We start from the raw sequence: 13,275 nt of genomic DNA, 5'->3' as shown, positions 1-13,275 counted from the left end.
CGGCGACGCCGGCGCGTTCGACCCGGCGCCGTTCGGGATCTCCCCGGGCGAGGCGGAGGTGATGGACCCTCAGCAGCGGCTGCTGCTGGAGACCACCTGGGAGGCGTTCGAACGGGCCGGGATCGACCCGCGGTCGGTCCGCGGCGGGCGCTGTGGCGTCTTCGTGGGCACCACCGGCCAGGATTACACCCCGCACCTGAAGGACGTCCCCGACGAGCTGCTCGGCCACCTCGCCTCCGGCGGGTCGCGCGCCGTGCTCTCCGGCCGCCTCGCCTCCGTCTTCGGCCTCGAAGGGCCCACCGCCACCCTCGACACCGCCTGTTCCGGTTCCCTGGTGGCGCTGCACCTGGCCTGCCAGTCGCTGCGCGGCGGCGAGTGTTCCATGGCCCTGGCCGGCGGCGTCACCGTGATGTCCAGCCCGGAGACGTTCATCGGCACCGGCCGGGGGATAGGGCTGCCCGCGGCCACCCGCTGCCGCTCGTTCGCCGACGGGGCCGAGGGGATCGCCTTCGCCGAGGGGGTGGGCGTGGTGCTCCTGGAGCGCCTCTCCACCGCCCGCGCGCACGGGCGGCCCGTGCTCGCCGTCATCCGCGGCGGCGCGATCGGCCAGGAAGGCACCAACAACGGCGTGAGCGCGTCGAACGGCCCCGCCCAGCAGCGGCTGATCGGACAGGCGCTGGCCGCCGCGGGGCTCCAGCCGCACGAGATCGACGCCGTCGAGGGCCAGGGCACCGGCGGCCTGCTCAGTGACGCGGTGGAGGCCCAGGCGCTGGCCTCCGTCTACGGAGCGGACCGCCCGGCCGACCGCCCGCTGCTGCTGGGGGCGGTGAAGTCCAACCTCGGCCACACGCAGGGGGCCAGCGGCATGGCCGGGGTGATCAAGACGGTCCAGGCCATGCGCCACGGCGTCCTGCCGCGCACCCTGCACACCGAGGTGCCCTCACCGCACATCTCGTGGAAGCGGGGCCGGATCCGGCTGCTCACCGCCGCCACGCCCTGGCCCGGGACCGGCCGGCCACGGCGGGCCGGGGTGTCCGCGTTCGGATTCGGCGGCACCAACGCCCACGTCATCCTCGAACAGGCGCCGCCCGAAGACGACGCTCCGCCCCCGGCACCCGAAGCGGAAGGAGGGCCGGGGAGCGCCGGCGTGGTGCTCTGGCCGCTCTCCGGCTGCGACCCCGACGCGCTGCGCGCCCAGGCGGCCCGGCTGCTGGCCCACCTCGACGTGCGGCCCGGCCTCCGGCCGGACGACGTCGGACTGTCGCTGGGGACGTCCCGGGCCGCGCTGCAACACCGCGGCGTGGTCGTCGGCGAGAGCCGCCAGGAGCTGCTGGACGGACTGCGGGCCCTGGCCGAGGGAACACCCGCGCCCCACGTCACCCGGGACGTGATCGGACGCCGGCCCCGCCTCGTCGTCCTGTTCACGGGCCACGCCCCCGCGCCCGGCACCGGCAAGCAGCTGTACGACGCCTTCCCGGCGTTCGCCGGCGCGTTCGACACGGTCTGCGCCGCGCTCGACGACCACCTCGGCTTCCCCGCCCGGGACGCGATGCTCACCGGCGCGGATCCCACCTCGGTGGCCGTCCCCGGCCCGGCCCGGGCCTTCGCGATCCAGGTGGCGCTGTTCCGGCTGGTCGAGTCGTGGGGGACGCGGCCCGGCGCGGTGCGCGGCCACGGCATCGGCCGCCTCGCCGAGGAGCACGTCAGCGGGCGGCTGCCACTGCCCGACGCGTGCGCGGCGCTGACCGGCCCGCACGAGGACCCGGGCCCGCCGCGGGACTTCGCCGGCCAGGTCCGCGACCTGGCCGGGGACGGCACGGTCTACCTGGAACTGGGCGGCCACGAGGTGGCCGGACTCCTCGACGGTGAGGGGGCGCACGCGGTGGCCGCGCTGCGGCCCGGCGTCGCGGAGGTCACCTCCGCTGCCGCCGCCCTTGCCCGGGCGCACGCCCGCGGCGCCGCCGTGGACTGGCGGACGGTGTTCGGGCCCGGCGCCCGCCGCGTCGAGCTGCCCACCTACGCCTTCCGGCGCGGACGGTACTGGCGCGCCGTGTTCGACATGAGCCTGGTACGGCCCGACCGGTAAGCAGAGGAGACACGGTGCTCAACGAGCGCACCCGCAAGAAGATCGCACGCGAACACAGCCGGCGCCTCAGCGAGGGCGACATCGACGGGCTTCTCGGCCTGTACGCCGAGGACGTCACGTTCGAGGCCCCCGTCGGGGCCGGCCGCCTGGCCGGCCACGAGGCGCTTCGCGCGCACTTCGAGAGCGCCGTCGCCGGAAACGTCGACGAGACGATCGTGGAGTCGGTCGTGGGACAGGACGGCACACACGTGCTGTCCCGGATCACCGCGGTCATGGACTACCGGCCCAGCGGCCCGCTGTACGCCGACCGCGGCTGGCTGCCCGCGCCCGAGGGCGCGGAGCCGACCGCCCTGCGCTGCCACTACGCGTTGCTGCTGCGCGTCGGCGAGTCCGGCCTCATCGAGGACATGCGGGCGTACTGGGGCAAACCAGACCTGGAGACCTCGGTCGACGGCAGGTCGGGGCCGTTCGCCGGGCCCTCGGTGATCGACCCCGCCGAGGCGGCCCTCAGGGAGCTGCCCCACAACTACCTCCGGCTGCTGCAAAAAGGGGACGTGGAAGGGACCGTCGCCCTGTTCACCGACGACATCGTCTTCGAGGACCCGGTGGGCGGCCTGTTGCTGCGCGGCAAGGACGCCCTGCGCGAGCACGCGTTCCGGGGCTCCGAGGGCAAGGTGCACGAGATGCTGGGCCGGCTCGTCACGTCGATGGACGGACGGTTCGTGGTGGTCCTGGGGGACGCGCGGGTCTACGTCCCGGCCCGGATGCGCATGCGCATGATCACCATCTGTGAGGTCAACGAGGACCGCCTGGGCGCGCACATCCAGGGGTTCTGGGGCCTCACCGACATGACGATCGGGATCCCCGACGACGACACCGCACCGGAGCCGGCGCCGGACACCGCGCGGCGGCCGGAACGGAAAGACGCACTTAAGCCGTTCGGGACACCCTCGTAATGGGCGCCCTGGGCGAAAGGCCAGTGTCCGCGCAGACGAGCCCGCTCCGAGAGGACTTGGTGCCATGACCACACCGACACGTGCCGTTGTGCTGGGCGGCGGATGGGCCGGCATGCTCACCGCCCATGTGCTGGCCCGCCACCTGGAATCCGTGACCGTGGTGGAGCGTGACATCCTGCCCGACGGGCCGCACCACCGTAAGGGGCAGCCCCAGGCCCGCCACGTCCACGTCCTGTGGTCCAGTGGCGCGGGCATCGTCGAGAACCTGCTGCCGGGCACCGCCGAACGGCTGATGGCGGCCGGCGCCCGCCGGATCGGCTTCCAGCGCGACCTGGTGACCCTGACGGCCTGGGGCTGGCAGTACCGCTTCCCGGCGACCGCGTACGCGATGATGTGCACCCGCCCCCTGCTCGACTGGGTGGTGCGCGACCGGATCCTCTCCGGCGGCCGGATCGAGGTGGAGCACGGCACCGAGGCCGTCGAGCTGGCCGGAGACCGCTCCCAAGTCACCGGGGTGCGGGTGCGGGACACGGGCGGCGGCGAGCCCAGGCTGCTGGAGGCCGACCTGGTGGTGGACGCCACGGGGCGCGCCTCGCGCCTCGGCCACTGGCTGGCGGCCCTCGGCCTGCCGGCCGTCGAGCAGGACGTGGTCGACGCCGGCATCGGCTACGCCACCCGCATGTTCAAGGCGCCCGAGGGCGCGGACGGAAACTTCCCCGCGGTCCAGGTCGCCGCCGACCCCCTCACCCGGCAACCCGGCCGCTTCGGCGTGGTCTACCCGCAGGAGGGCGGTCGCTGGCTGGTCACCCTCACCAGCACGCGCGGTGCTCCGCTGCCCAGCGACGAGGACGAGTTCACCGGCTACGCCAAGGTGCTGCGGCACTCGATCGTCAGCGACCTCATGAGCGTCGCCGAGCCCATCAGCCCCATCTTCCAGTCGCACTCGGGAGCCAACCGGCGCATGTATCCCGAGCGGATGCCGCGGTGGCCGGAGGGCCTGCTGATCCTCGGCGACTCGCTGGCGGCGTTCAACCCGGTCTACGGCCACGGCATGAGCGCGGCCGCCCGCGCCGCCGAGGCCCTGGACAAGCAGCTGGCCCGCGACGGCTTCGGCGAGGGCGGCACCCGGCAGGTCCAGCGCGCGCTCAGCGAGGTGGTCGACGACCCCTGGATCATGGCCGGGCTCAACGACATCCAGTACGTCAACTGCCGCAACCTCTCCAGCGACCCGCGGCTGACCGGCCCGGACGTCGCCGAGCGGCTCAGGTTCTCGGACTTCCTCTCCGGCAAGTCGATCCGCTCGCCGAAGGTGTGCGAGGTCACCACCGGCGTGCTGAGCCTGAACGCGCCGCAGAAGGCCCTCGGCGACTCCCGCTTCCTGTCGCTGCTGCGCACCGACACCAGCTACCCGGAGCTCGTCGAACCGCCGTTCCACCCCGAGGAGCTGGAGATGGTCGGGCTCAAGCCGTCCGGCATCGCCGCGAAGGGCGCCCTCGGCTAGCCCACCGCACCGGACCACGACGTACTCCCGCCAGCCCGATACGACACCGAGAGGGTGCAGCCATGGAACCCCACGAGGAAGCCACTCACGACGAGCAGTTCGCCGCGCGTCTCGCGTCCGCGACACCGGAGGAACGCCAGCGGCTGCTGGCCGGGCAGGTGCTCCGCCGGGCCTCCGAGGTCCTCGACGTCCCCGCGCTGGACGAGGAGAGCAACTTCCTGGAGAACGGCCTGAGCTCGCTGAGCGCCGTGCAACTGGCCAAGAGCCTGATGAGCGACACCGGCCTCGAGGTCCCCCTCGTCGCGATCGTCGAGCACCCCACCTCCACCCTGCTCGGCAAGTACCTCGCGGAGACCTACGAGGCGGATGCGGCCTAGGGCCTCTCGTTTGGATCATGCCGGGCTCGCGGGCCCTGGCACCGCGCCTCGCGGCGTTGTCGTCGGTTGCCATGGCTCCGCCATGGCGCCCTCCTCCGCCTTGCGAAGCACGGCACCAGACCCCGCTCCCTGATCCGGCCTGATCCAAACGAAAGACCCTAGGGCCGCGGTACCGCTCGACCGGTCACCCGTCTCAACTCCTCTCCCAGCAGGCAAGGGATCCCCGCCATGAAGCTGTCCGTCCCGGTAGACCACGCAGTGCATGTGAACGTGCGGCACCGGCCGGGCCGCGACGGCCGGCCGTTCCTGCTGCTCCACGGGCTGGGGTCGAACGCCCGGCTGTGGGACGAGGTCGCCGACCTGCTCGCGGCCGCCGGCCATCCCGTCTACGCGCTCGACATGCGCGGACACGGTGACTCCGACCTCCCGGAGCACGGGTACGACAACGCCACCGCCGTGGCGGACCTGGTGGCCGTCTGCCGCGAGCTGCGGCTGACCGGAGCCCTGTTCGCCGGCCACTCCTGGGGCGGAAACCTCGCGGTGCGGCTCGCGGCCCAGCACCCCGAGCTGGCCGCGGGCCTCGCGCTGGTGGACGGCGGCTGGATCGGCTTCGTCGACACCTCCCGTTACGCCCCCACCCGGGAGAAGAGCGTGGAGCTCGCCGGATGGTGGCGCGACGTCACCGGAACGACCGAGGAGACCATGCGGGAACTCCTGCGGGGCCTCCACCCGAGGTGGTCGGAGGCCGCCGTCTCGGCGAGCCTCGCCGACATGGTGCAAGGGCCGGACGGGCTGCTCGTGCAGCGGCTGCCGCTGGAGCACTACATGTCGCTCGCGGACAGCATGTGGCAGGACCCGCCCGCCCGCTGGTACCCCGACATCACGGCGCCCGTCCTGCTGCTCGTCGCCCTGCCCGCCCACGCCGCGTCCTGGGGCGGCTACGCCCGGAAGTGGGTGGCGGAGGCCGAGGCGGCCATCCCGCGGGCGGAGTCCCGCTGGTACGTCGACACCGACCACAACCTCCACGTGGAAGAACCCGAGCGGGTGGCCGGTGACCTGCTCGACCTGGCGCGCCTCGTGGACAAGCCGGCGCGGGAACGGTCCTGACATGGCGAACGACGAGAAGAAGCTCCTCGACTACCTCAAGCGCGTGACGGCCGATCTGCGCGAGGCCCAGCGCCGGCTGAAGGACGTCGAGTACGCCCGCCACGAACCCGTCGCGATCATCGGCATCGGCTGCCGGTTCCCCGGCGGTGTGGGGTCCCCCGAGGACCTGTGGGACATGGTCGCCGCCGGCCGCGAGGGCACCGGCGGCCTGCCCGCCGACCGGGGCTGGGACCTCGAAACGCTCTACGACCCCGAACCCGGGCACCCGGGCACCAGCTATGTCCGCGCGGGCGGCTTCCTCCGCGACGCCGACCGGTTCGACGCGGCGTTCTTCGGGATCAGCCCGAACGAGGCGGTCACCATGGCCCCCCAGCAGCGGCTGGCGCTGGAGCTGGCCTGGGAGGCCGTCGAACACGCCCGTATCGACCCGCACACCCTGCGCTCCAGCGCCACCGGCACCTACCTCGGCTGCGACGGCCTCGACTACTTCCTCAACTCCTTCCAGGTGCCCGAGGGCGCGGCGGGCCAGCTGACGACCGGCAACTCGCCGAGCGTGGTCGCCGGACGCGTGGCGTACACCCTCGGCCTGGAGGGCGCCGCGGTGACGCTGGACACCGCCTGCTCCTCGGCGCTGGTCGCCATCCACCTGGCGTGCCAGGCGCTGCGGGAGGAAGAGGTGACGCTGGCCCTGGCCGGCGGGGTGTACGTGATGTCCTCACCGGCACCGCTGATCGGATTCAGCGAGCTGCGCGCCCTGGCCCCCGACGGCCGTGCCAAGCCCTTCTCGGCGGACGCCGACGGCATGAACCTCGCCGAGGGAGCCGGCGTCGTGCTGCTGGAGCGGCTGTCCGACGCCCGCCGCAACGGACACGAGGTGCTCGCGGTCATCCGCGGCTCCGCCGTCAACGAGGACGGTGCCAGCAACGGTCTGACCGCGCCGAACGGGCCGTCACAGCAGCGCGTCATCCAGCAGGCGCTGGCCAACGCCCGGCTCTCGCCGGCGGACGTGGACGCGGTGGAGGCACACGGGACGGGCACCAGCCTCGGCGATCCGATCGAGGCCCAGGCGCTGCTGGCCACCTACGGCCAGGAGCGGCCCGCGGAGCGGCCGCTGTGGCTGGGGTCGGTCAAGTCGAACATCGGGCACACCCAGATCGCCGCCGGCGCCGCGGGCGTCATCAAGATGGTCATGGCGCTGCGCCACGCCACGTTGCCGCGCTCCCTGCACATCGGCACGCCCACCCCGCACGTGGCCTGGGACTTGGGCGCGGTGCGGCTGCTCGACGAGGCCGTCGGGTGGCCCCGCGCCGAACGGCCCCGGCGGGCGGGCGTGTCCGCCTTCGGTTTCTCGGGGACCAACGCGCACCTGATCCTGGAAGAGGCACCCTCGGACCCACCCCCCGCCGCTGAACCCGCCGCGCCCGCGGAGGGACACGCCGGGACCGTCACGCCCTGGGTGCTGTCCGCGCGCAGCGCGTCCGCGCTGCGCGGCCAGGCCCGGCGGCTGCTCGACGCGGCGGCCGACGCCGACCCGCGGGCGGTGGGCTGGTCACTGGTGTCCACGCGCTCGGTGTTCGAGCACCGGGCGGTCGTCACCGGACCCGACACCGGGACGCTGCGGGAGCGGCTCGGCGCGCTGGCGGCGGGGGAGCCGGCGCCCGGAGTGGTGACCGGCGCGGCGGGCGCGCCGGGCGCCGGAGTGGTGCTGGTGTTCCCCGGCCAGGGCTCCCAGTGGCCCGGGATGGGCGCCGAACTGCTCGCCTCCTCACCTGTGTTCGCCGCCCGGATCGCGGAGTGCGAGGCGGCGCTCGCCCCGTATGTGGACTGGTCCCTGACGGAGGTGCTGCGGGGCGCGGACGGCGCCGCCGACCTCGGCCGCGTCGATGTGGTCCAGCCGGTGCTGTGGGCCTCGATGGTGTCCCTGGCCTCCCTGTGGGCCCACCACGGCGTCACACCCGCGGCGGTCGTCGGGCACTCCCAGGGCGAGATCGCGGCCGCGTGCGTCGCGGGCGCGATGTCGCTCCAGGAGGGCGCCCGGGTGGTGGCCCTGCGCTCGCAGGCGCTGCGGGCGCTGGCCGGCCGGGGCGCGATGGCCTCCCTCGGCGTGGACCCGGACACGGCCGAGCGGCTCGTCGCCGACCTGGGCGACGCGGCGTCCGGCGTGGGCGTGGCGGCGCTCAACAGCCCGTCCTCCACCGTGGTGTCCGGCCCGCCCGACGCGGTGGCGGCCGTCGTCTCCGCCTGCGAGGCCACCGGCGCGCGGGCCCGCGCCATCGACGTGGACTACGCCTCGCACGGCCCCCAGGTGGACGAGATCGCCGACGATGTGAGGTCCCGCCTCGCCGGGGTCCGCGGACAGGCCACGGACGTCGCGTTCCATTCGACCGTGACCGGCGGCCCGATGGACACCACCACCCTGGACGCCGACTACTGGCTGAGGAACCTGCGCCGGCCCGTCCGGCTCACCGAGGCGGTCGACGCGGCTCTGGCCGCGGGACACCGGGTGTTCATCGAAGTCAGCACCCACCCCGTGGTCCTCCCGGCGCTCCAGCAGTGCTTCGAGTCCGCGCAGACCGCCGCCGTGGCCCTGGGCACCCTGCGGCGCGACCAGGGCGGCCCGGAACAGCTGGCCACCGCGCTCGGCCAGGCGTTCACCGCCGGAGCGCCCGTCGACTGGCGGCCCTGGTTCGCCGGCCCGCCCGCCCCCCGGACCTTGGCCCTGCCCACCTACGCGTTCGACCGCGAGCGCTACTGGCTCCCCCCGGCCCGTGCCACCCGCGGCGACGGCACCCAGGACCCGGCCGAGGCGGAGCTGTGGGGCGCCATCGAGGACCACGACATCGAGGCGCTGAAGCGGCTGCTGGAGCCGGACGGCGGCGCCGGCGACGCCGAGGACGTCACGGAGGACATCGAGGCGCTGCGCCCCGCGCTGCCGGTGCTGTCCACCTGGCGCCGCCGCCACCGCGAACGCGTCACCCTGGCGTCATGGCGCCACCGGATCCGGTGGACGACGCTGCCCGAGCCCTCCGGGCCGGCGCCGAGCGGCACCTGGCTGCTGCTCGTCCCCGCCGGTCACGAGGGACATCCGGCGGTGCGGACGGTGACCCGGGCCCTGACCGAGCACGCCGCCACCTGCCTCCTGGACCCCTTCGCCACCGGCCGCCCGGAACTCGCCGAACGGCTGGCCGCCCTGGCCTTGGACCACGCCCCCACCGGGGTGCTCAGCCTGCTCGCGCTCGACGAGCGCACCCGCCCCGAGCACCCGGCCCTGCCCGCCGGGCTCGCCGCCACCGTGACGGCCGTCCAGGCGCTCGGCGACGCGGGGATCACCGTGCCGCTGTGGTGCGTGACCCAGGGCGCGGTGTCCACCGGCCACGACGACGTGCTGTCGCACCCCCTCCAGGCCCAGACCTGGGGCCTGGGCCGGGTGGCCGCGCTGGAACACCCCGACCGGTGGGGCGGCCTGGTGGATCTGCCGGCCGAGCCCGACGAGCGGACCGAGGCACGGCTGGCGGCCCTGCTGGCCGGCCCGCCGGCGGACGGCCGGGCCGAGGACCAGGTGGCGATCCGGGCCGGCGGGGCGCTGGCGCGCCGCCTCGTCCAGGCGCCCCCCGGGCGGCCCGCCGACCGGGCGTGGCAGCCCCGCGGCAGTGTGCTGATCACCGGCGGCACCGGAGGCGTCGGCGCGCTGCTGGCCCGCTGGGCGGCCGAACGCGGGGCAGCGCACCTCGTCCTCACCAGCCGGCGGGGCCCCGACGCGCCCGGCGCCGGGGAACTGGCCGCCGAACTGCGCGGCCTGGGCGCCACGGTGACCCTCGCGGCCTGCGACGCGGCCGACCGGGACGCCACGCGGGACGTGCTGGACGCGATCCCCGCCGAACACCCGCTGTCCGCCGTCATCCACGCCGCCGGGGTCAGCGAGCAGAACCTCATCGCCGACGTGGACGACGGACACCTGAGCCGCACGCTCGCCCCCAAGGCGCTCGCGGCCCGGCACCTCCACGAGCTCACCCGGCACCTCGACCTCTCCGCGTTCATCCTGTTCTCCTCGGTCTCCGCGGCCTGGGGCAGCGGGCAGCAGGCCGCCTACGCCGCCGCCAACGCCTACCTGGACGCCCTCGCCGAGCACCGCCGCGGCCTCGGCCTGCCCACCACCTCAGTGGCCTGGGGGCTGTGGGGCGAGGTGGGCATGGCCACCGCGCCCGAGGAGGTCGACGCCTTCCGCCGCCGCGGCATCCACCCCCTCGACCCCGCCTTGGCCGTCGCTTCCCTCCAACAGGCGGTCGAACGCCGGGAGACCAGCGCCGTGATCGCGGCGGTCGACTGGCGGCGCTTCCTCACGGGCTTCACCGCGCTGCGCCCCAGCCCGCTGCTGTCCGACCTCCCGGAAGCCGCCGAGGCGCGCGCCGGGGAAGTGGGCCCGGCGAAGGAGGAGGCCGATCCGCTGCGGCGCAAGCTCGCCGGCCGCACACCGGCCGAGCAGCACCACATCCTCGTACGGCATGTGCAGGCACACGCGGCCGGCACCCTCGGCCACGCCTCGGCGGACGCCGTACCGCCCACCAAGCCGTTCCAGGAGCTGGGCTTCGACTCGATCACCGCCGTCCAGCTGCGCGACCGGCTGGGCGCCGGCACCGGGCTGCGGCTGCCCACCACCGTGCTGTTCGACTACCCGACGGCCGAGGAACTCGCCCGCCACCTGTACGACCTGCTCACCGCCGACGCGGCCTCCGGCGAAGAGCGGATCATGGCGCAGCTGGACGGCTGGGACGCCGCCGGCGCGCCGGACGCCGTCGACGAGGCCGCCCGCTCCCGGATCGCCGCCCGACTGCGGCTCCTGGCCGACAAGTGGAGCGACACCGCAGACGGCGCCACCGGGTCCCACGACGACCTGGAATCGGCGTCGGCGGAAGAGATATTCGACCTGATCGCCACCGAATTCGGGAAGCACTAGATGAAGGGCATCATTCTCGCGGGCGGAAACGGAACAAGGCTTCAGCCCCTGACCCTGGCGGGGTCGAAGCAGCTCGTGCCCGTTTACGACAAGCCCATGATCTACTATCCGCTGTCCGTCCTCATGTTCGCGGGCATCCGCGACGTCCTGATCATCAGCCGCCCCACCGAACTGCCCCAGTTCCGCCAGCTCTTCGGGGACGGCCGACACCTGGGGCTGAACATTTCCTATGCCGTCCAGGAAAAGCCGCGGGGAATCGCCGACGCCTTCCGGGTCGGCGCGGATCACATTCGCGGTGAGGAGTGCGCGCTGATTCTGGGCGACAACCTCTTCCACGGCGCGAATCTGCCCGCGCTGCTCCGCAGAAGCGTGCAGCGGCTGCGCGGGTGTGTGCTGTTCGGGCACGAGGTCGCCGATCCCCGGCAGTTCGGCGTCGCCGAGATCGACGACCGCGGCAGGTTGCTGTCCATCGAGGAGAAGCCGGAGCGGCCCCGGTCGAACCTGGCCATTCCCGGCCTGTACTTCTTCGACGGCGGTGTCGTCGACGTGGCCAAGCGCCTGGTCCCCTCGGCCCGGGGTGAACTGGAGATCACCGATGTGCTGCGGGCCTATCTGGAGGAGGGCAGGGCCGACCTGGTGTGGCTCGGCAGGGGCGTCACCTGGCTGGACACCGGCACCCACGAGACCCTCCTGGACGCGGGCCGCATGGTGCGCGACGTACAGCACTACCAGGGCACCCGGCTCGGCTGTGTCGAGGAGATCGCCATGTACATGGGATTCATCGAACCCGACGACTGTCACGCGCTCGGCGCCGAGATGAGCAATTCGCCCTACGGCCAGTACGTCATGGACCGTGCGCGCTCGTACCGGGACGGCCTGCCGCCCCTGCGGTTCCTGGAGGAAATATGAGGCTTCTCGTCACCGGCGCCGCGGGGTTCATCGGCTCCGCCTACGTGCGCGGGCTCCTGGCGCGGGGCGGTGCCGGGCGGGGCCCCGCCGTCTCCCATGTCACGGTGCTGGACAAGCTCACCTACGCCGGGACGCTGAGCAACCTCGAGACCGCCGACCCCCGGCTGACGTTCGTCCACGGCGACATCTGCGACGCCGAGCTGGTCGACACGCTCATGAAACAGGCCGGCCAGGTGGTCCACTTCGCCGCCGAATCCCATGTGGACCGCTCCATCACCGGCGCCGACGCGTTCGTGCGCACCAATGTCGAAGGCACCCATACGCTTCTGGAGGCGGCCCTGCGGCACGGTGTGCAGCGTTTCGTCCACGTCTCCACCGACGAGGTCTACGGCTCGGTCGAGACCGGGACCAGCCCCGAGACCGCGCCCCTGGACCCCAATTCGCCCTACGCCGCCTCCAAGGCCGCCTCGGACCTGATCGCCCTCTCCTACCACCGCACCCACGGGCTGGATGTGCGGGTCACCCGGTGCAGCAACAACTACGGGCCCCACCAGTTCCCCGAAAAGATCATCCCGCTGTTCATCACCAACCTGCTGGACGGCGAGGACCTGCCGCTGTACGGCGACGGGCTCCATGTGCGCGACTGGCTGCACGTCGAGGACCACTGCCACGGCGTGGACCTGGTGCGCACCAAGGGACGTCCCGGCGAGATCTACAACATCGGCGGCGGCACCGCGCTGACCAACCGGGAGCTGACCGGCCGCCTGCTGGAGGCCTGCGGCGCCGACTGGAGCCGCGTACGCCACGTCGCGGACCGCAAGGGACACGACCGGCGCTACGCGGTCCGGGACGACAAGGCCAGGGAGGAACTCGGCTACCGCCCGCGGCACGACTTCGCGGCCGGGCTGGCCGAGACGGTCGCCTGGTACCGGGACAACCGCTCCTGGTGGGAGCCGCTCAAACGCTCCGCGCTCACCGGTGGCGCCCGATGAACTCGGTGATGGAGGAGACCATGAAGTCGATCATCTCCTCGGTCAGCCCCGGATAGACGCCCACCCAGAACGTGTGCTCGGTGACGATGTCGCTGTTCGCCAGATCGCCGCACACCCGGTGCGGCGCTTCGGCGTGCGCGGGGTGGCGCGTCAGGTTCCCGGCGAACAGCCGGCGGGTGCCGATCCTGCGGGACTCCAGGAAGTCGACCAGCTCGGCACGGCTGAACGGGGCCCGCGGATCGACGGTCAGGACGAACCCGAACCAGCTCGGATCGGAGCGCGGCGTCGCCTCCGGCAGGATCAGCCACGGCAGCCCGTCCAGCCCCTCGCGCAGCCGCCGCCAGTTGCTCCGCCGGGCCGAGCAGAACGCGTCGAGCTTGTCGGGTCAGCCCG

The 13,275-nt window shown here is 73.7% G+C and carries 8 protein-coding genes and 1 pseudogene; 8 read left to right on the top strand and 1 reads right to left on the bottom strand.

The window, feature by feature from the left end; all coding sequences use genetic code 11:
• The 8 genes from BBH68_RS00075 to rfbB all read left to right on the top strand — a co-directional run.
• Nucleotides 1-2,086, top strand: a 2,086-nt coding sequence (locus tag BBH68_RS00075) for a type I polyketide synthase (protein ID WP_079150709.1), incomplete at its 5' end; no start/stop codon positions are given.
• 14 nt (nt 2,087-2,100) lie between these two features.
• Nucleotides 2,101-3,042, top strand: a complete 942-nt coding sequence (locus tag BBH68_RS00070) for a nuclear transport factor 2 family protein (RefSeq protein ID WP_065957890.1) — start codon at nt 2,101-2,103, stop codon at nt 3,040-3,042.
• 64 nt (nt 3,043-3,106) lie between these two features.
• On the top strand, nt 3,107-4,543 hold the full coding sequence (locus tag BBH68_RS00065) for an NAD(P)/FAD-dependent oxidoreductase (protein ID WP_065957888.1): 1,437 nt from the start codon (nt 3,107-3,109) through the stop codon (nt 4,541-4,543).
• A gap of 62 nt (nt 4,544-4,605) precedes the next feature.
• Nucleotides 4,606-4,920: an acyl carrier protein gene (locus tag BBH68_RS00060; protein ID WP_065957886.1), complete on the top strand. Its 315-nt coding sequence runs from the start codon at nt 4,606-4,608 to the stop codon at nt 4,918-4,920.
• Between the two features lie 228 nt (nt 4,921-5,148).
• On the top strand, nt 5,149-6,027 hold the full coding sequence (locus BBH68_RS00055; protein WP_065957883.1) for an alpha/beta fold hydrolase: 879 nt from the start codon (nt 5,149-5,151) through the stop codon (nt 6,025-6,027).
• A gap of 1 nt (nt 6,028) precedes the next feature.
• Nucleotides 6,029-10,981, top strand: coding sequence for a type I polyketide synthase (locus BBH68_RS00050; RefSeq protein ID WP_065957881.1), 4,953 nt, complete (start codon nt 6,029-6,031; stop codon nt 10,979-10,981).
• Entirely contained in the window at nt 10,982-11,890 is a 909-nt protein-coding gene (gene rfbA, locus BBH68_RS00045) for a glucose-1-phosphate thymidylyltransferase RfbA (protein WP_065957879.1), read from the top strand.
• Nucleotides 11,887-12,882, top strand: a complete 996-nt coding sequence (gene rfbB, locus BBH68_RS00040; protein WP_065957877.1) for a dTDP-glucose 4,6-dehydratase — start codon at nt 11,887-11,889, stop codon at nt 12,880-12,882. The genes rfbA and rfbB overlap by 4 nt, the downstream gene beginning before the upstream one ends.
• Here rfbB and BBH68_RS38850 read toward each other — a convergent pair.
• Nucleotides 12,863-13,261: pseudogene (locus BBH68_RS38850) on the bottom strand (DegT/DnrJ/EryC1/StrS family aminotransferase); the annotation flags it as partial. The gene rfbB and the pseudogene BBH68_RS38850 sit on opposite strands and share 20 nt — an antisense overlap.
• Between the last annotated feature and the right edge of the window lie 14 nt (nt 13,262-13,275).

Source organism: Streptomyces sparsogenes (genome assembly GCF_001704635.1).
In the GTDB taxonomy this organism is placed as follows: Bacteria; Actinomycetota; Actinomycetes; order Streptomycetales; family Streptomycetaceae; genus Streptomyces; species Streptomyces sparsogenes.
This window is presented reverse-complemented; position numbering and strand designations above follow the sequence as displayed.